Annotated in this window: 15 protein-coding genes, 1 tRNA gene and 2 pseudogenes; 12 read left to right on the top strand and 6 right to left on the bottom strand. The window is 49.0% G+C overall.

Annotation, left to right across the window (positions count from 1 at the left end):
- Window positions 1-303: pseudogene (locus IKG78_RS05985) on the top strand (hypothetical protein); the annotation flags it as partial.
- Window positions 304-492: 189 nt separating this feature from the next.
- Here the strand turns inward: IKG78_RS05985 and IKG78_RS05990 are convergent.
- Entirely contained in the window at window positions 493-1188 is a 696-nt protein-coding gene (locus tag IKG78_RS05990) for an OmpA family protein (RefSeq protein WP_290940895.1), read from the bottom strand.
- Between the two features lie 128 nt (window positions 1189-1316).
- On the opposite strand from IKG78_RS05990, the gene IKG78_RS05995 reads away from it, so the two are divergent.
- Window positions 1317-2372, top strand: coding sequence for a hypothetical protein (locus tag IKG78_RS05995; protein ID WP_290940898.1), 1056 nt, complete (start codon window positions 1317-1319; stop codon window positions 2370-2372).
- Between the two features lie 281 nt (window positions 2373-2653).
- Here IKG78_RS05995 and IKG78_RS06000 read toward each other — a convergent pair.
- Together IKG78_RS06000 and IKG78_RS06005 are read right to left on the bottom strand one after the other, a co-directional pair.
- Window positions 2654-2726: transfer RNA gene (locus IKG78_RS06000), tRNA-Glu, on the bottom strand.
- 139 nt (window positions 2727-2865) lie between these two features.
- The gene (locus IKG78_RS06005) at window positions 2866-4800 is read right to left on the bottom strand and encodes a peptidylprolyl isomerase (RefSeq protein ID WP_290940901.1); all 1935 of its coding nucleotides are present in this window, start codon (window positions 4798-4800) and stop codon (window positions 2866-2868) included.
- A 156-nt stretch (window positions 4801-4956) separates the two neighbouring features.
- Here IKG78_RS06005 and nadB point away from each other — a divergent pair, with 156 nt between their 5' ends.
- The 3 genes from nadB to IKG78_RS06020 are packed head-to-tail and all read left to right on the top strand — an operon-like array spanning window position 4957 to window position 8342.
- Window positions 4957-6537: an L-aspartate oxidase gene (gene nadB / locus IKG78_RS06010; protein WP_290940904.1), complete on the top strand. Its 1581-nt coding sequence runs from the start codon at window positions 4957-4959 to the stop codon at window positions 6535-6537.
- 22 nt (window positions 6538-6559) lie between these two features.
- On the top strand, window positions 6560-7609 hold the full coding sequence (locus IKG78_RS06015; protein ID WP_290940908.1) for a serine/threonine-protein kinase: 1050 nt from the start codon (window positions 6560-6562) through the stop codon (window positions 7607-7609).
- A 13-nt stretch (window positions 7610-7622) separates the two neighbouring features.
- Window positions 7623-8342: a CvpA family protein gene (locus IKG78_RS06020; protein ID WP_290940911.1), complete on the top strand. Its 720-nt coding sequence runs from the start codon at window positions 7623-7625 to the stop codon at window positions 8340-8342.
- A gap of 134 nt (window positions 8343-8476) precedes the next feature.
- Here IKG78_RS06020 and IKG78_RS06025 read toward each other — a convergent pair whose 3' ends face one another.
- The 3 genes and pseudogenes from IKG78_RS06025 to thiL form a co-directional block, all read right to left on the bottom strand.
- Entirely contained in the window at window positions 8477-10768 is a 2292-nt protein-coding gene (locus IKG78_RS06025; RefSeq protein WP_290940914.1) for a DUF6055 domain-containing protein, read from the bottom strand.
- A 235-nt stretch (window positions 10769-11003) separates the two neighbouring features.
- Window positions 11004-12931 (bottom strand): annotated as a pseudogene (locus IKG78_RS06035) (GspE/PulE family protein).
- Window positions 12928-13914 (bottom strand): thiamine-phosphate kinase, encoded by a 987-nt coding sequence (thiL, locus tag IKG78_RS06040; protein WP_290940924.1) that lies wholly within the window; start codon window positions 13912-13914, stop codon window positions 12928-12930. Before thiL ends, IKG78_RS06035 begins: the two are co-directional and overlap by 4 nt.
- Before the next feature lie 64 nt (window positions 13915-13978).
- Between thiL and IKG78_RS06045 the strand changes: the two genes are divergently transcribed.
- The 7 genes from IKG78_RS06045 to IKG78_RS06075 all read left to right on the top strand — a co-directional run bounded on the left by IKG78_RS06045 (window position 13979) and on the right by IKG78_RS06075 (window position 20104).
- Complete coding sequence (locus IKG78_RS06045) at window positions 13979-14434, top strand: hypothetical protein (protein ID WP_290940927.1); 456 nt, start codon at window positions 13979-13981, stop codon at window positions 14432-14434.
- A gap of 29 nt (window positions 14435-14463) precedes the next feature.
- Window positions 14464-15459 (top strand): hypothetical protein, encoded by a 996-nt coding sequence (locus IKG78_RS06050; protein ID WP_290940929.1) that lies wholly within the window; start codon window positions 14464-14466, stop codon window positions 15457-15459.
- 116 nt (window positions 15460-15575) lie between these two features.
- Window positions 15576-16421, top strand: a complete 846-nt coding sequence (locus tag IKG78_RS06055) for a hypothetical protein (protein ID WP_290940934.1) — start codon at window positions 15576-15578, stop codon at window positions 16419-16421.
- A gap of 293 nt (window positions 16422-16714) precedes the next feature.
- A complete protein-coding gene (locus tag IKG78_RS06060; RefSeq protein WP_290940939.1) occupies window positions 16715-17506 on the top strand; it encodes a hypothetical protein in 792 nt (263 codons plus the stop codon).
- 56 nt (window positions 17507-17562) lie between these two features.
- Entirely contained in the window at window positions 17563-18330 is a 768-nt protein-coding gene (locus IKG78_RS06065; protein WP_290940942.1) for a hypothetical protein, read from the top strand.
- Window positions 18331-18578: 248 nt separating this feature from the next.
- Complete coding sequence (locus tag IKG78_RS06070; RefSeq protein WP_290940945.1) at window positions 18579-19631, top strand: IMP cyclohydrolase; 1053 nt, start codon at window positions 18579-18581, stop codon at window positions 19629-19631.
- A 17-nt stretch (window positions 19632-19648) separates the two neighbouring features.
- Complete coding sequence (locus tag IKG78_RS06075) at window positions 19649-20104, top strand: hypothetical protein (RefSeq protein ID WP_290940948.1); 456 nt, start codon at window positions 19649-19651, stop codon at window positions 20102-20104.
- The last annotated feature ends 89 nt before the right edge of the window (window positions 20105-20193 follow it).

Below are 20193 nucleotides of genomic sequence, written 5' to 3' on the forward strand. Positions count from 1 at the left end.
ATGGAACGCATCTACATTGGCGATACGATGCCCGGATTCATCCAGCGTTTCACGAGCGACGGCAAAATCACGCTCAACTTGACGCCGATCGGCTACAAGGGCATGATGAAGAGCGAAAGCCCCAACGCCATCATGCAAAAGCTCGAAACCGCAGGCGGATTCCTCCCCTACGGCGACCACACCGACCCCGAAACCATCCGTCGCGAATTCGGCATGTCCAAAAAGACGTTCAAGAAAATCATCGGCACGCTTTTCCGCGAAGGCAAAATCGAAATTTCGGACGAAGGAATCCGGGCGGTTTAATCAATAAAAGGAGATCCCCGAACACTTCGACATAAGGTTGGTGAGCCTGCCGAACCAAACCAATCAAGTTCAGAGCATCGCAGGTCGGGGAAGACTGACGCGAAAGAAAACTCTATAAAGAAAGCCGCATTTTTGCGGCTTTTTTCATTTTCAAAATTCATGCGGATCAACGTCCGCGCATCCTGAATTTTAGAAATTCACTTCGTCGGCGTTCAGCACGCGGATTTCGATGCGGCGGTTGGCACGGCGGCCAGACTCCGTCGAATTGTCACCCTTCGGGCGGCTCGGACCATAGCCCACTGCCGTCACGCGATCTGCTTCGATGCCATTTTCGATCATGTAGTCGCGGACGCTGTTTGCGCGGTCTTCGGAAAGCTGCTGGTTCAGCTCGGCACCGCCTTCGCTGCTCGTGTGGCCTTCCACTTCGACCTTCGCCTTCGGGTTGCGCTTGAGGCCAGCAATCGCAGCCTTCAAAGTCTTCAAGGAACTCGGGACGAGTTCGGCGCTCCCGGCCTTGAACAAAACACCCGTCAATTCCGAACGCGTATCGTCAAACACGACCGTGATGCCGCCCGTGCTTGCCGTGCGGGACACATACGGCGTTTCACCGCATTCGAACGGACCCGTCAAACTTTCGCACATAATCGTGTAGGTATCTTCACGCGGAATATGGAAGCTCGCCTCGCCATAGCCATCCGTCGTAATCACAATCTTCTTTCCCTTGTTCTGCCCCACGAACGTGAGCTTTTTATTGACATGCGGAACATCATCGTTATTCGTATAAGTCACGTTCAAAACAGCGTGAGTCTTGTTCGGTGCGAGATTACCGGCAACGGCAAAAGAAGTCGCCACTAAAGCCGAGAGAGCAATGCGGGAAATTTTCATTCTTGTACTCCAACTGGTTATAAAAATTGCGTGCAAAAAATAAAAATTGAACAAGCAAGTTTCAAATAATCTTTAAAAAAATCATGAAATTTCTAAATTTGCGCACGAAATCCTTATAGGGAGTGTTTATGAACTTCAAGAAAATCGCAAGCGCACTTTTAGTAGCCGGCATGGCTACAACCGCATTTGCCGCAGATGCAGAAATCGGCCTCAAGGCCAACGTCCAGACCCAAGCCACCAAGATGATAGCCGACGACAGTTCCAACTTCAGCTCGCTCTGGATCCGCGCCAACATCGGAGCACAGTACAAGAGCGAAAGCATCGACGGACTCGTCATGTTGCGCATTTTCGCCCCGCAGTTCGGCAACAAGATTAAGGACGGCGACGGCAAGACCACAAGCTACGACAAGATTCTCGCCGACCTCTACTGGGTCAACTACAAATGGTCTCTGAACGAAAACAACAAGCTCAACCTCAAAATCGGTCACTGGAAAACCGACTGGTCGCAATCCACCCACTTCGGTACATACATCGACAAGGACCTCACCGGACGCGGCCTTTGGATGCGTGACTACGCCCACAACGCTCTCGAACTCGGATGGAAAACCGGCGTTTCTCAGTTCAGCGCCATGCTCGCCACCCGCGACAACAAGATGAACTCCGGCTACATCCGCATCGAAGAAGACCTGAAGTTCGAATTCCCGCTCGAAGCAAAGATTGCCTACCGCGTGAACGCATTCGACCCGATACAGAACACCGCAGCAGTAACGCATCGCGTGGCCGCATACCTCAGCTACAAGATTGTTCCTGAATTCCGTATCTACGGCGAATATGCGCACATCGGCACCACGGACGAAAAAATTGAAAAAACCGCTCCCAATTACCTCGCCCCTGAATCCAAGTACATGAAACCCGGCAAGCACTACAACCCGTTCTACTTCGGTGCAGAATTCTCCCCGAAAGACGGCGTGATGAGCATCCTCATGAGCAACCTTTATCTTGAATGGGAACGCATCGGCGACCGCCAGGAAGTCCATGACAGTAAAAAGAAAATGGACGATTGGGCATGGACTCTCGCATGGGCTAAGAAGATAGGCCAATCCAAGCTCCAGTTCAGCCTCTACAGTGGCAACGAAATGAGCGACCTCGGCCTCGCCTTCCGCCTCACGAGCACGTTCAAGTAATAGAAACTGAACTCATTACAGTTACGCCCCGGCCAACTTGCCGGGGTTTCTTTTTGTTTATTCTGTATGCAGAGAGGCTGATAAAGTGATTCGTAAGGGAATACGATTCCGGAACATGGCCGGGAAGACAGCAAACAGCGGAAAAAAAAGTCCAACCTTCCGGTTGAACTTTTTTAGTACCCCTGAAGCGGAAAATAAAAATGACCAACTTATTGTTGGTCATTTTTAGTACCCCTGGGGCGGAAAGTAAAAACGGCCAACCCTTCGGTTGGTCGTTTTTATACCCCCAAGCGGACTCGAACCGCTGTTGCGGGAATGAGAATCCCGAGTCCTAGGCCACTAGACGATGGGGGCAAGCGCGGCACATTATAGCAATTTTAATTGCATCCGTCAACCAATAAATAGCTTTAATTGAGAATTTATTTGTTGACCTTTTCAAGCGCTACTAATGAACCGCATCAAGCGAAAAGCGAGAGGCGTTCCCTCGCCCGCTTTAATCCCTATAGTAGAGATCGAGGTTACTCTTGACAAGCGTTGCAGCTTCGATATTCGTCACATAGTCGTTGAAGACCGTCATCGCGGCAAAGCGATTCGTGTTTTCGATATCCTGCTTGATTGCTTCTTCGACTTCTTCAACCTTCGGAGTCTTCTTGGAGATGACCTTGACCATCACGGCACCGTTTTCGGCAACGACCGGAGCGGTCCATTCGCCAGCCTTGGCCTTGCCCACAACCTTTGCGACCTGCGGATTGCTGTAGCCGAATCCCGGAACAAAGCCATCGACAGATGCGTTCTTGGATTCGATTTCGACCTTTTCAATCTTTGCAGCCGCTGTATCAGCCGGGTTGTAAGATTTCACCTGGGCAGCGACAGAATTCAAGTAGATTTCGGCAGCCTTGCCAGCCTTCTGCTTGAGGAGGGCTTCCTTAATTTCGTTGTAGTAGAGCGGGAGGCTACGTTCGCCAGCCTTATAAGAACCAACCTTCTTTGCAATGGCAACCCACTTATTGTTCTTGAGCACGTTAGAAATTTCGCTATCTTCATCCGGGAGGTTTTCGTTCGGCCATGCGAATGCGGCCAAGCCACGGATGTAACCGATAGAAGCGATGTTGCCATCACGCGGAACCCATTCGGAAACCTTGACTTCGAGACCGCGAGACTTAGCTTCTGTGACCAAATCAGCGCCGGCATCGACATTCTTCTTGATGCCGTTAAGAATCTTTTCGAGGCTATCAATCGTATTGGAAGAAGCCGTCACCGTGAGGAGAATGTGGCCGACCTTGACCTTTTCAACTTCACCCTTATCATTCTTCACGTTGCCGTAAGACTTGATGATGTGGTAACCGAACTGAGAACGGACCGGTTCAGAAATCTTGCCAGAGTCAAGAGCAAAAGCAGCATCTTCGAACGGTTTCACATAAGTGCCACGGCCAACGAAGTCTTCGCTCAAAACGCCACCCTTTTCGGCACTGCCCTGGTCTTCAGAAGAAACGCGAGCCATGTCTTCGAAAGTGGTCGTCGAGGTGGAATCCGTAAGCTGATAATAAAGCGTCATAGCATATTCGCGGATGCTTGCATCATCGGCAGCCGTTGCTTCAACTGGGAGAGCAATGTACTGGAACTGAGCAACGTCCTTCTGCACAAAGAAGCTATCAAGAGCGTGAGCCTTGAAATAAGCAGCAACCATCACGCTATCCACGGAATTGCTATCCACAACAAATGCAGAATTCGGGGCAACCGCCACCTGCAGTTCGTAATCCGTCATGCGACGTTCGACGCTCCACTTTGCTTCAAGAGAAGTCGGATGAACAGATGCTCCGACCAAAGCCTGAAGTTGGCGAGCCGGAATGGCGTTGTTCTTCATTTCATCTTCGAGACGGAGCATTTCGCTCCACTTGAAAGCTGCCGGCGTTTCAATCCAAGCATCGTAATCGGCCTTGTTGAAAGTCGTATCCGTAAGGAATTTCGGCAAAGAGGCGATGTATGCCTGAGAACGCTGCATCAAGTCCTCTTGAGAGGTCGCCTGCTGCTGGATGGCATACAGACGGTACTGAGCTTCTTGGACCAAGCGAGCACGAACGGCATCGGAATTACGCTTGAAAGCGTCCTTAAGTTCTGCAACCGAGGCTCTCAGTTCGGCCTTTTCGTACTGTTCGGCAAAGAGTGCCTGACGAACGAAACTAGAAAACACCTGACTGCGGAGCTGGGCGTACTGTTCATCGTCCAAGTGCTGGTCTTGACGTTTTTGCACGATTTCCTTGATGCGAGCATCAAATTGCACATAAGAAATCTTGGTGTCATTGACGATGCCGACAGGATAGCTATGTCCTTGGTTCGGAACACGGTCCATGGCCAAAAGACCGATGGCGATACCTGCAGCAAAGATCACAATTACCCACTTGGCTTTTTCATTAATCCACGTTAACATAGGGACTACTCCGTTAAAATTTTTGTCGCGTGAAAAATAGCAAAAAAAAATTATTGCATTTTATTTTATCGCAATCAAGAGCAAATATAATGCCGAAAAACCTTAATTTTTCTATTTATGGGATATAAAAATACAAATTCCTTTTGGAGTTCTACCATGTACGATATTTTGGTTTTGGGCGCAGGCATTTCTGGATTAAGCGCCGCCCTCCACGCCGCAGAAAAAGGTTTTCACGTTGTAATTTTAACCAAAGGAGCAAAGCCGGACGGCTCATCGAACTACGCTCAAGGTGGCATCGCGACCGTCACCGAAAAGTCCGACAAGTTCGAGTTCCACATTACAGACACGCTCGAAGCAGGCGCTGGCCTCTGCAAAAAAGAACCCGTTAATATTTTGACGAAGAGCGGACCAGCCACCATCAAGCAGCTCGTCAAGTGGGGTGTCCAGTTCACACCGTCGCCCGAAGACAAGACGCAGTTTGACCTCCACCTCGAAGGCGGACACAGTCACCACCGCATTCTGCATGCCGCAGACCTCACCGGCAAAGAAATCATGCGCGCTCTCCTCTGCGAGCTCCACAAACAAAAGAAAATCGACTACCTCGAAAACTGCTACATCAAGGACTTGATTTGCGAAGGCGAAGGCAAAGCCAAGCGTTGCGTCGGTGCAAAAATCATCCACCAGAAGACTGGCGAAGTCGAAAGCATTTATGCGAAAGCGACGATTCTCTCGACAGGCGGCGCAGGCCGCATCTGGCAATACACCGTTTGCCCGCCCGACAGCTGCGGCGACGGCATGGCGATTGCCGCCCGTGCAGGGGCCGCCCTCCAAGACATCGAATTCATGCAGTTCCACCCCACAAGTTTGTATGCACCCAGCTTCAAGAAGCCGTTCCTCATCTCCGAAGCCGTTCGCGGCTTTGGCGGCATCCTCAAGAACGACAAGGGCGAAGAATTCATGAACCAAGTGCACCCGCTCCACTCGCTGGCCCCCCGCGACATCGTGGCTCGCGCCATCCATAGCGAAATGCAGCGCCTCGGCAAGGACCATATGTTCATTGACCTCTCTGGCCGTACCCCCAAAGACATCATGAGTCACTTCCCGCACATTTATTCTAAATGCATGGACGCAGGTATCGACATCACCAAGGAATGGATTCCGGTCGTACCGGCAGCCCACTACATGTGCGGAGGCGTTCTTGTGGATACGTGGTCCCGCACTGAAATCAAGGGCCTCTATGCTTGCGGCGAAGTCGCTGCAACAGGCGTTCACGGAGCAAATCGCCTCGCCTCGAACTCGCTCTTGGAAAGCGTCGTGTTCGCCATCCGCGCCGTCGATGACATCGACAAGAGCGGACTTACCAAAGATAAACTAAGCGTTCCTAAACAAAAGAAAGAAAACGTCAGCTTCGCCAAGGCCGCCTACTGGCGCAAACGCAAGAAAATGCTCCAGGACATGATGTGGACACATTGCGGCATTGTCCGCACCACAGCAGGGCTCAACCAAGGTCTCAAGGTCATTGACGAACTCCAGAAAGATGTCGATGCCGCCATCAAGAACAAAGAAACAGAGAACTTGCATTTCCTCGAATTCTTGAACGCGCTCCAAGTTTCCAAGATGATTCTCATCGCGGCTCTGCGTCGCAAGGAATCCCGCGGACTCCACTACATTCTGGATTACCCGAATCAAGACCCGAAGACAAAGCACCAAAGCATTTATCTGAGCGACAAGAAGTAAATCTTTTTCTATAATGGGATGCATGGAAGAAGTCAAGGCAACACAGTCCAAAAAGAAAGTCAAGGATCAGCTTCCGTCCAAGATTGGCGGATACAAACCGATACAAGCTTTGAACAGCGGAGCCATGGGCAGCCTGTGGCTTTGCAGAGACCCGTCTCTTGACAGGCTCGTTGTCGCCAAAAGGCTCCATTCGAACTTGAACCAGCAAGATCTTTACATCAAAAGGTTCTTGCAAGAAGGGAGCATCCTCGCCCACCTGAACCATCCGAGCATCATCCAGCCCTACGCCCTCTGGAAAGACAGCGACGGCAACTACACGATGTCGATGGAGTACGTTCAAGGTTCCAGCCTCAAGGATTTGCTACTGCGGAACAAGCGACCGCCCATCTGGGTTGTCGAAACGATTCTCTACGAGTTGCTGAACGCGTTAAGCCACGCCCACCGCAACGGCGTCACGCATCGCGATTTAAAACCCGCGAACATGATGATCGACAAGGACGGACGTGTGCGACTCTTGGACTTTGGCATCGCCCACACCGAAACGCCGCTCGACATCGGCAAGGAACTCACGCAGACCGGCTGCATCATCGGCACCGCCGCCTACATGAGCCCAGAACAAATCATGGGCGAAAAAGTCAATTACGCAAGCGACCTCTTTAGCGTAGGCATTATCGCCTGCGAAATGCTCATCGGCGAAAACCTCTTCCGCGGCAAGGATTTCGAAGAAACTCGCGAAAACATCCTCAAGATGAAATTCAAGCCGGAAGTGTTCCCGGACGATGTTCCGAAGCCACTCCGCAAGTTCGTGCTGAAGCTCCTCAACAAGCGGGCTAGCAAACGCCCCTCCTCGGCATGCGACGCGGCCAACGAACTCGCGGACCTCCTGAGCGAATACCCCCGCGACATGACTCCCTATATCGCAGAATGGGCGGATACGGTAAATGAAGACCAAGCTATAGATTCCATCATATCTCCTAAGCCGCAAAAAACTACATTTAAGTATGGAATAGGATTTTTACTTGGAATGATGGTCGCCACGATAGCGTTCGTCGCTATCCAGTTTGCGATCTAAAAGGATAAGTCCAATGAATTGGATTGACATCGCATGTGCTGCATGCCTGCTTATATTTGGCGTCATAGGTTTATGGCGCGGTCTTTTAGGCAGTATTTTTAGACTGTGCGCATGGGTTGCAGCAATAGCAGGAGCTTACTTTTCTCAAAGTCTTTTCTGCTATTTTGTCATGCAAAATTTTGAATTTAGCGAATTTACCGCACGTCTTATCTGTATCAGCGTAGGCTTCTTGATTCCGTTTTTGCTGTTTTCGTTTATCGGACATATTGTCGGAGATTCCATCAAAAATACAATTGTCGGAAAGACGAATCACATTCTAGGAGCTCTGTTCGGACTAGTCAAAGCAACACTTGTATGTTTCGTTTTACTCTTCATCTTACACCTGCTCCCCGTACAAGGGAACCTCAAGGACATGAGGGACAACGCAATCGCTTACAGTATTTACAAATCATCCCTCGAAAAATTCGGTTATTCCTCTGATGAAGTGAACCTCCGCAAGATGGCGAAAGAAAAAGCAAGCGAGCTTACGAAGACGATTACAGATAAAGCAAAAGGTTCCGAAGAAGCCGCCGATTCCCTCAAGAGCGTTGCAAAAGAAACTGCGACCAAAGTTTCAGATAAAGTTAGCGAAACTGCCGCAAAAGCAAAAGATGCGGCCATCGCCGCCAAAGACGCTGCCGTCAAGTCTTTACAAAAAAGCAAAAACGACTCCACTAAAAAGACGAAAGAATAGAGACAAGAAGGGTGGCAAAGCCGCCCAATTTGTCACCCCAGACCAAGGTCCCTGAGCTAGTCGAAGGGCCGGGGCCAGCTTACACGATACTGAAGCCTGTCATTCTGGAGCCGAAGGCGATAGGATCCAATGAATTACCGCACATTCACGCGGATCATGTTGCGACTGCGGTTGCTTCGTACAAAATACATTCCCGCCTTGAATCCGTCATTGCGGAGCGCCGCCCTCAGCGACGAAACATCAGAAGCCATAACATTCACCATTCCAAGCAACTTGCCGTTCACTCCGTAAACGCCATACACTTCATTTGCAACAGACTGCTTCAACAACGGTTTCATCGCAATAGACGTACGCTCTCCCGGATCCGTTGCCGACGAATCATCCGCCACAGCATACCATTTCGCGTTCTCGATGCTCGCCGTCGCATCCGTCGGCGGAGCCGTCAAATTCGCTCCATAATTAGCATTGTTCAGCATACCATCATCAATCATACCATAAAACACACCCTTCGAAATCTCTTTCGAAAAGCTGTTCTCAAGGTCTCCACGCAACTGAGCCGTACCGCTAATAACTTTGTATTCAACCGGCCACATGACACCATAAATTTGAGCATTGTCCTTGACTGTACTCTCAAGAATCACTGAAAGCGCACCGACCTTCGCCTTGCCACTAACCGTGCCGCTCACAAGCCAAGCATCTTCTTCGAGCACGGCATCATCCCCCACACTCCCGCCGCTCATGAATGCACGCCCGCGTAAAACAGCATTACCGCTAACAGTGCCGCCATTCACGACCGCAAAATCTTCGATGCGGGCATTGCCCGAAACCGTACCACCGTTCACCACAGCATCCGGCCCCACGTAAGCCGTAGCTGCCACCTTCGCCTTGCTGCTCACGAGCCCGCCGCCATTGCTATGCTTGCTATAGCCGCTTGCATTCGCTGGCTTCCAAAATCCATCATTATACCCTTCCGGCTTTCCGTTCACAACCTCAATCATGTACGGATAACGCACAATGCTGTAATAGAACTGGTCCCACAAAATCGTCTGCATTTCCGTCGGAGTCGCCGTCACCGCAAGCCACAAAGCCTTATCGCTATCCTTAGTCTCAATTTCCAAATTGAATCCCGTGCCGTGCTTCATTTCGCTGTAACGCGGCGTGCCGTCCGCACCTTCTGCCACAAGGCCAACCGTCCAGCCCGAATGCGGATCCGGCAAAACATCAGGAGCGTAATTGCACCACTTGTAAGTCTTGCCCATGTAATAATCGGTATTATCGCCAAAGCACGCATAGCCCTTGACCGCAGGCTTTTCCTGCACAATGCCGCGGAACTTGACAGTCACCTTCCCCGCTTTTTCAGGATAAATTCGCACCAAGTTATACCCCAAGCGCTGCGGAGCCCAGTAACTCGGCGAGATGTAACGATCCACGCAATTTTCGCCCTCGCACGCCATCTTGTTCATCATCGTCACGCGGCCATGGCTGCTGTAATGATAACCCGGCCCCACGCTACGGCGCGTCGAAAATTCATAATCGCCCCACGCCTTTTTATACAAATTCTTCTTTGCAGGTTCGTATTCAATCGTCGCATGCTTCATCGCCAATTGCCCAAATTTTTCATTCAAATCATCAAGCGACCAGCCATAAACCATCATCATCGCCGAAAACGGAGTTTGTTCCATACGCCCCGCTTCGCCATCATGGAGCGATTCCGTCCAAATGCGGTTCACTTCACGAGTTCCTTTATTTCCGCCGCCGAATTCTTCCTTCAAATGTTCCAGAATATGCCAGTTGCAATAGCGGTCACGCGTCGAACCGTAATACAGATAAGGAAAATTGATTAAATATTCAGCACAGCCGGGAATCTCGTTCGGGAGATACTGATGTGCCATCCAGTTCGCATGGGATTCGCAAATCCACCCCGTATGGCTATTGTTGCCCATCCAGCCGACAAGGCTCTGCATGCCGTGAGCGTATTCGTGAGCAAGCCCCGAACGGTCGCCCAGAGACCCCTTGCCCAGCCAAATTCCCGGCGAACAGCCCGCGTCGCAACAAGCTTCACCGTTGTCCCCGCCGTAAAGAGCGCCCATCCGCTCGTCTTCAAAAACATAAACAGCTATTTTGAGTTTGTTTTCAGCATCACCCGGCTGCGGAAGCGACCATTTCAAGGAATCGTGATAAAACACGAAAATATCTTCAAGGATATCGAGTCCTTTTTGAGCCTCGTCCCGATAAACGCCGACATTGTTCGTCGTGCCGTCATCGTATTTCGCCTTCCGGCAAATTTCAAAATGCTCCGACGCAAGAACAAGCGTATGCCCGTTCGTCTCGCACACCGGCTTCCACGTTACAGCATCGGCGTTAACGGCAAAAGCCAAAACACCCAACGCAGCACAAGATGCACGCCCTAACGCCCATCCATTCATAGTCACTCCAATCCGCTAATTTTCCCTCGCGGTATAAGAATGAATATATTCTTTTTTAACCGTTAGAGAACGTATAAGAAATAAGAGTAATTAAAAAATGAGTTTTTAAAGGTCTATGGGCAACATGAAATCCAACGATGTCGAGAATAAATCAAAAGCCCGCCAAAAGCGGGCTTGGAATGTGATATCGCATTTTTTAATGCAATTCTGTTGACAACCTACTGTTTAACGTTCACTAATCATCTGCAGTAGATGCACCGACAGCTTGTTCCAGAGTCGTGTGTCCTTGCAATGCCTTGTTGATTCCGTCCATACGGAGCGTAATCATTTCGCAAGACTTGATGGCCTCGCGCTTGATTTCGTCACCGGAGGCACGCTTAATCACAAGATTACGCACAGGTTCATTCGGCACGAGGAATTCGTAAATACCACAACGCCCCTTGAAGCCCGACCCATCGCATTTTTCGCAGCCCTTTCCATGATAGAACTGCATATCTGGAGACAAGTGAAGTTCGTCGCGAAGTTCCTGCGAAATTTCGACCGGCTCCTTGCAGTTTTTGCAAATGCGGCGCACAAGACGTTGGGCCAAGACACCCTTAATTGCCGTAGAAACAAGGAAGGGTTCCAATCCCATTTCAAGCAAACGAGGGAAAGCACCGGCAGCGTCGTTTGTATGCAAGGTACTGAAGACCAAGTGACCCGTCAAAGCAGCTTCGATAGCCATTGTCGAGGTTTCTTGGTCACGCATTTCACCGATCATGATCACGTCCGGGTCCTGACGGAGTAGGCACGAATGCCCGCCGCGAACGTAAAGCCTGCGGCATTGTTAATTTGTCCTTGATTCACACCGTCAATATTCAATTCCACCGGGTCTTCCATCGTCGAGATGTTGATGGTCGAATCCAAAATTTCACGAATAGAAGCATAAAGCGTCGTAGATTTACCAGAACCGGTAGGCCCGGTCACCAGCACAATGCCGTTAGGAGCGTTAATCGCATCAATGAACTGCTTGAGCACACGCGGGTCGAAGCCCATGTCCTTCAGCGGGAACTGACCCGAGTTCGGGTCCAAAATACGCATAACGATTTTTTCGCAAACGCCGCGCTTACGCAGAGAAATCGGGAACGAGCTCACACGAAGGTCCACTTCGCTACCCTTGTAACGCACGGTAAAGCGGCCGTCCAACGGTTTACGTTTTTCGGCAATATCCATCTTGGAAAGGAGCTTAATACGCGAAAGAATCTGCGGCATCAAACGTGCCGGAATCGGAGACATCACCTGCAGGTCACCGTCAATACGGTAACGCAGTTTCAGGAAGGTTTCCTGCGGTTCAAGGTGAATATCAGATGCATGGCGAGCAATAGCTTCGTGAATCAGCGTCGTCACGATCTTCACCACTGCGCGGCCTTCTTCGTCCGTCAGTTCCGGTTCGTCACTCGCCCCCTGACCGCGTTCGACGGTTTCAAGTTCATCGCCATCCTTGCTATCACCGATAAGTTCGGCAAGAGATTCTTCGGCAGGTCCGCTGTTTGCATAAAGCGTATCAAGAGTTTTCTTGATATCCTGCTCGGACGCCATGACTACATCGACAGGCCGCTTGACTTTGAACTTGATGGAGTCCCTGAGACGCACGTTCGTCGGGTCCGCCATGGCGACCACAAGTGCCTGACGCGAATCCTTCGTCACATAAAGCGGAGCAATCTTATTCGTCTTGCACTGGTCTTCCGAAAGAAATTCATAGACCTTTTCGTCCAAGCGGATGGCATCCAGTTTGACATAGGGAACTTCGAACTGGCAGCAAAGAATGTCGGTCAGTTTCTTTTCGTCAATGAACTTCAAATCAACAAGTACGCGTCCTAGACGCTTACCGCCCGAAGTTTTTTGCTTTTCCAGAGCCTCGTTTAGCTGATCTTGCGTGATAAAGCCCTGATCCAAAAGCATTTCACCGATACGCTTCTTGGTGACGCTCTGCATCTGGACACCAAGAATGTCCGTAAGCGCCTCTTGCTTGACCATCCCGGCCCTAATAAGAATCTGAGCGAGAGTAACCCTCTTGCCCAACTGCGCTTGGTACTTGACTTCTTCTTCTGCATACCTCAGCTGGTCTTCGTTAATCAGGTTAACGCGAACCAGCAACTGTCCTAAACTGCTTGAATCCTTCATAAATGCGACCACGCCTGAGCGTTTAGAGTAATCCTTCCGCCGTCAGGTTTCCTTAAAATAACACCTCTTCCCGAACACACAGATCCAATTTCGTGTATTCTGTCCGTTAGGGACTTTTCACCTAAAAATATACTTTCTGTAAGATTAGAAGTGAACAATAAAACATATTCTTCACCGCCATTTAGCGCAAATTTTAGGGGCGAAAGCCCAAAATACTCACACATTTCTATAACATCTGGGTCAATCGGCAGTTTTTCTTCGTCAATTTCAATGGAAACGCCCGACGAGAGCGCCAAATGGTTCGCTTCGGAACTAAGACCGTCGCTAATGTCCATGCATGCACCCTGCACACCAAATTTCACCAATCGCACGCCCATGTCTTCGCAAATTTTCGGTGCAAGGTGATATTCCACTAGCCGAGGGAACCGCGTTGCCTCTTCGGGGTGGTTCATCAAAAGCCAAAGACCGGCATCGGATTTTCCAAGAGTCCCGCTTACAAAAACATGTTCCCCCGGTTTTGCGCTACTGCGAAGGAGTGCGGTCTTATCATCCAACGTTCCCAAAAGAGTTGTCGAAAACATACCGACATCGCCCGAAACGGTATCACCGCCAATCAACGTAATTTCTCTTCTCTCAAAGCCTTGCGATACAGCTTTTGCAATTCGGTCGCGAGTATTTTCGTCCCATTTTTTGTTGACGCAAAGTCCGAACAAAGCAATCTTGGGGCGACCGCCCATCGAGGATATGTCCGATACGTTGGACACAATATGCTTCTCGACCGCCTGTTCTGGACTGGACCAATCCAACCGGAAATGCGTATTCTCGACCGAGAGATCCTTTGTCGCAAGCCAGCCATCAAAGATGGCACAGTCGTCCCCAGCAGACAGCCAACTGCGGTACGCAGGCGATTCAGCCCTTAACGGCGCGACATTCTCCAATATTTTGTTTACGAACCTAAATTCGGGAAGATCAGGGAAATGCATAATTTTTCAAGTCAAATCAAATTTTCTTCCAATAATTTAACAATAAACTTTCTATACTTTAGGCGTGGGACACATATTTTTCATAACGCCTTCATCGCCTGGCAGCCTAGACAAGTTAAACCAGTGGACTTTCCGCTGGCTGTTGGAACATGGCAACATGGCGGACGATTCCACCCTCTATACTTGCAATTCCATCGAAAGTGCCCAGAGCCTTTTGGAATCTGCGCTCATCATCGGTCAATCGCCGACGCTCATCATTTTTGACCACGCCGACCACCCGACCGCAAAAAACCTCGCCTTCAGCAGGGAACTCCACAACGCCATCCCCGAATCGTGGATTATCGAAATCATCCCCGACGACATGCCGCTCCCCGAAGATTCCAAAGATGACAGCATTTTCTGGATCCGCCGCCCCGTGAGCGAAGAAGAATGGAGCAAGACTCTTGAAGACGTTCTGCACAAGAACGGTTGTCCGCAATGGGCGAAGTGGACGGGCAAAAAAAGCTACAAACCATTCTAACCACAAACTAATAAAAAAAGGTTTTCACCGTGATTAAAGGTGTCAGCTACTTTGGCGTGCGCTCCCCGAAGCACGCTCTTATTGATATTGCTCAAATAAAAGAAGCCGGATTCAATGCAGTCCTCCACACGTGGAGCGAAGAGGATTTGCAGTATTATTACGACACCATGAAAAAAATCGTGAACGAGTCTGCCGCAATGGGACTTAGCGTTTATGTGAACCCGTGGGGCGTAGGCCGCGTGTTTGGCGGAGAAGCATATTCGGAACTCACCGCACGAAACCACGACATGTGTCAAGTTGCAATAGACGGTAAACCGAAAGTCGCCGCATGCCCAAACCATCCAGAATTCCGAGCATACATGCACAAGTGGATTGCGACCGTTTGCGACACGGACGTTTCTACGATTTTCTGGGACGAGCCGCATTTTTACTTTGAAAAAGGTGGCCTCAGCAATTGGAGTTGCCGCTGCGAAAAATGCCGCGAATCGTTCCGTACAAAATACGGATACGAGATGCCCACAGAACTTACAGACGACGTAAAACAGTTCCGCGAAGAAAGCCTTATCGGCTTCCTGGACGAAATGACAAAGGATGTCAAAGCGCGTGGCAAGCGCAACTGCGTTTGCATGCTGCCGCCATGGTTCCCTGCTGGGCTCGACGACTGGGGCCGCGTCACAAGCCTTGACGCTGTTGACGAAATCGCAAGCGATCCGTACTGGGAACGCGGAGCAAGCGAAGAATGGGTTCGTGAAAAATACCGCGAAACAGCAAACAAACTCGTCGAAGTCGCAAACCGTTACGGCAAGTCCGTACAAATGTGGGTCAAGGCGTACCAAATCGAAGCGGGCCGCGAAAACGACCTTGCCATCGCCGTCGAAGAAAGCCGTGCGGCAGGCATCAAGAACATTTTCGCTTGGAGCTACCGCGGCACAGAAACGCTCAGCTGGCTCAAGAGCGACAACCCGGACGAAGTCGCACGAGTATTCCGCGAAGCTCTCAAAACAACTTATACTAAACAACATTAAATTTTTTCATACCCAATTAAGGTGGTGAGCATGTCGAACCATCCGGCATCGGGTACTTTAATTGAGACAACGCTTATAACGTTTACTATAATTTATATATGCGAATAACTTCTCTTATGACAAAAAAACTTTTTGAGACCTCGCTTTTAACAATTCTTTTGGCATCGTATGCAAACGCATGGGATATGGGTTCATACGTCGAAAATGGACAAACCGGTGAAGGAAAAACCGATTCAGTTTTTGTTCAGCAAAGCGAACAAAAAATACCTGAAGCCGCAGCCGTTGATAGCAGCATGGGATTCAATGCTAAAAAAGCAAAACAAATAAAAGCAGAAATAAAAGCCAATCTCAAAGCCAGACTCCAAACAGATGAATTTTATCACGTCCGCCGTGGATTTTATTTTTCCGCAAATTTGTCACTGAACTATACGACTTCAGAAGACTTTGTTACCGACTGGGATGATAAAGTCGCACTGAAATGTAGCGGCATTTCACTTTATAACGAGTTCAGACTTGGCGGCCACATTACAAACTTGGTATCTGTTTATGGAGCTTTGGGCATTGGCTTAGGGAAAGCCGACTACGAAGACCCTAATGCACGCGATTCCGACGAACGAAAAATGGATGCAGTCATTCTGAAAGGACTCTTGGGAATCGGAGCCGAAATTCATCCATTCCAAGACAAAGAAAACGCTCTTTACGGACTGTATTTCGGGCTTGGCGTCGGCTATGATATTATTAAGGTGCAAGATTACGACGACGGATTGATTTACACCTCGCAAAAAAATGATTTACATGAATTTTCAAGCGTTTTTATTCGGCCTGAAATCGGTTACGACTGGTGGTTCAACCCGCGTTGGAGATTTGGCGTCGCATTCAACTACTCCTACGGCAAAATTGATGACGACTGGGAAACCAATACAAATCACAGCTTCAACTTTACCATTAGAATTGCACGTTGATAGTAGGCGGTAGGAAGGAAGAAGATTGCGTCATCCTCGAAGCGAAGCGGAGGGGATCCAGTAAATTTTAGTGGTTGGTGGTTCGTTAGGCAGTAGAAAGTTGGAAATTTGAAGTTGAATGTAGGAAGTTGGATGTTAGATCATAAAATCGGCGGTTTAAAAGAATTTACTTTTTTTATTTACATTTTTTATTTACATTTTTGCTAATTTGTGACGAATAATATTTGTATTTTAAACATGAATATTTTAAGATTTGGTTGTTAAAAGACCAAAAACTTAAAAAAGGAGACTTCATGAAAAATAAGATTTTTGCGGCCATGCTTTTATTGGCATCATGCGTTTTTGCCCAAGAAGGGTCTGAATACGCCTCGGGTTCTTCGTTCGATTCAGGTTCTACATACATCACCAATTCAGAATATACCACTAAGACAGAATACAGCGCCGCTCGCTTTGACAAAAAAGACCTTTACACACACGTCCATAGAGGTTTCTATTTTACGACAAGTCTGACATTTGCATACTTGGACGATACCCATACCGAAACGTATCGAGATAAGAAAGAAAAAGAGAATGCATATGGATATCTGCATCCCTACGGAGAAATCCGACTCGGGGGATCCATTGCGAACGTAGCATCCATTTTCGGAGCCATTGGTGTCGGTTATGGTTCGGGATCATACGAACTCATTGGAAACGATCGATACGACAAATACAAAGTCGATGCCACTTTGCTTAGACTTTTCTTTGGCTTAGGCACTGAATTTTACCCCATTCAGGATAAAGAAAATCCGGCCTATGGTATTTTCCTTGGACTCACCATTGGCTTAGGAATTGACGGTTCTTTTTACGACACTTATAATTCCCGCTACGACGATTATTCATCAGGAGATGACGCCTATTTAAACTACTTGTTCCGATTTGAAATCGGTAAGGACTGGTGGTTCAGCAGACGTTGGTGCGTCGGCATTGCCTTCAACTATACTTACGGTTCTTACACCGACAAGTCAAGCGATTACAGCTATTATAATGAAAAGGACGAATATTCAAGCAACACGTTCGGCTTTACTGTAAGACTGAGTCATTAAACCTGAATTGCTAAAAAATCGTCATCCTAGACTTGATTAAAGTCCCCAGCAGAACTATGAAAAAAGAAGTTTTAACAGCAGTTCTTCTATGCGCTTCGCTCTCGTTTGCTCAATACAATGAAGAAGGCGACAACGCAATTCAAAGCAGCGAGACGGCAGAATTCACTTCGCAAGAAGCGATTCAAGAAACATCAAGCCCAACCATCAGCGCAACGGAATATAGTGCAGCGCCCCGAGTCGATGAATCGGACCCCTACTATCACGCACACAAGGGGTTCTATTTTTCGACAAGCGCAGGCTTTGCATACGCCTATCTGCGCCACAGCGTCGTGAGCGACAAGAAAGTCAAAAACCATAAATATACTGGTTTTATGCTCTATGAAGAAACCAGACTCGGCGGCTCCATCAACAATATCTTATCTATCTACGGTCTCATTGGAACTGGAGTCGGAACGGGATCCTACGAATACGAAAACGACGATCTTAAAACAGATGCAAATAATATTCAGTTTGCATTTGGCCTCGGCTTAGATTTTTACCCCATCCAAGATAAGGAAAGTCCAATCTACGGTCTGTTTGTGGGAGTCAGTTCAGGCCTCTTGTTAGACGCCGCCTCCTACGAATCAAAATCCACCAACGATGATGGTTTTATCGATGTGTTCTACCGATTGGAGGTCGGCAGGGACTGGTGGTTCAGCAAGCGCTGGTGCTTCGGAGTCGCATTGAATTACACGTTCGGCACTATGTCTCTCGGCGATGATGACGACGTTCTTGACAATTACAGAAATCATTCCTTCGGCTTGTCAGTAAGAATCGCGCATTAATTGGGTTTGAGGTTTGTGGCTAGTAGCTGTAAGACTAATTCTTTAATCTTGCAAATTTTTAATTTCGTCCTTGGGTAATCAAGGATCTGTATAAGACATATAGATAGACAAAGCCCAACCTTTGTGGCATGGGCTTATTTTTGCTAGAAAACAAGCCTATTTGATGGGCAAAAAATAGAGTTTTTTTGAAAGCATCGTCCCCTGCTATTTTCTATATTTGTGAATGTAAAATTCACAAAGGAAAATATATGTCCGAAGAACTCGTTTTGAAATTCGTTGATCCCGTGCCGATGCGCTACGGTGAAAACTCCCATCAAGCCGCCATTTTCTACCGCGACCCGACCTGCACCGAAGCGAACCTCGCTTCTGCAAAGCAGCTCTGGGGCAAGGAGCTTTCGTACAACAACATTGTCGATGCAGACGCAGCTCTCGAAATGGCACGCGAATTCAGCGAATCGAACGCCGTCGTGATTGTGAAGCACATGAATCCGTGCGGACTTGCAACGGGCGAAACGCTCCGCGAAGCTTTGGAAGCCGCTTGGGCAGGAGACCCGGTGTCCGCTTTCGGCTCCGTGATTGCGATGACCCGCAAGGTCGATTTAAAAACAGCCGAATTCCTCAAGGGCAAGTTCGTTGAAATCTTGCTCGCTCCGGCTTTCGATGACGACGCTCTCGAATTCTTGAAGAACAAGTCCAAGGACATCCGCCTCCTCGAAGTGGGCGAAATCAAGAAGGCTGTCGCATGCAAAGTCTATAAGCACGTGATTGGCGGCATGCTCGTCCAGGACCGCGACATCGGAACTTGGGAAAAGTTTGAATGCGTGACGAAGGCTCAGTTCCCGAAGAACAAGGAAGACCTCGCCCGTTTCACTTGGCTCGTCACCAAGCATACAAAGTCTAACGCTATCGTGATGTGCTATGAATACAAGCCGGGTTACTTCCAGGTGATGGGTCTTGGCCCGGGCCAGCCGAACCGCATCGACTCGAACCTCCGCCTCTGCCAGCCGCGCGTCCGCGACAACGTCGCACGCCTCCCAGAAGCAAAGGAATTCTTCGACGAAAACGGCAAGCTCGTGAACGAAGCTGGCCTCAAGGCTCTCGAAAAGAAGGTCTTCGGCGAAGTCGTGATGGGTTCCGATGCATTCTTCCCGTTCCCGGACAACGTCGAAGCCGCACACGATGCCGGCGTCCGTTACATTGTCCAGCCGGGCGGCTCCAAAAAGGACGACCTCTCCATCGAATCCGCAGACAAGTTCGGCATTGCGATGGTGTTCACAGGAATGCGTCACTTCCGTCACTAATTAATGATAAGGTACGAATGATTCCAGTTTCTCAAAAAGAATCCAACCAAAGAGAGAAGGACCTCTACTACGCGGTTCTCGCTTTCTTGAAGTCTGTCCGCAAAGCAGGCAAAACGACCGCCAAGGAATGGAGCGAATACCGCTCCAGGTTGACGGGAATTGCGCCTACGCCCGAATTGAGCAAGGCGACTGACATGTGGACTATGGATAACTTGGATCAATTCCAGCCGGACAAAACGCAACTTCCTCCGTTGAACGACATGGAATCCGTTGCAAAAGTTTCGCCCGAGTTCTTGTCGCAGCTGCTAGAGGCTTTGTACTACGGCATGCTGAACTTGACTCAGGCAAACTTGATTTCGGACGAAATTCAAGACGCGGACCCGGATTGCGTGAGCACGGCGTCCCTCGAAGAATTGTTGGTCAAGCTCTGGATCGGCAACGCCAAGAGCTATAAGAAAATTGTGGTGAACTAAGCGGCGTTGCCGCAGTGGTTAGTAAACAGTGATTAGTAAACAGGATCGCAGAAATCAAGATGTTTTTTGCTATTTCTAACCACTAACCA

The organism is Fibrobacter sp. (assembly GCF_017545445.1).
Classification (GTDB): domain Bacteria; phylum Fibrobacterota; class Fibrobacteria; order Fibrobacterales; family Fibrobacteraceae; genus Fibrobacter.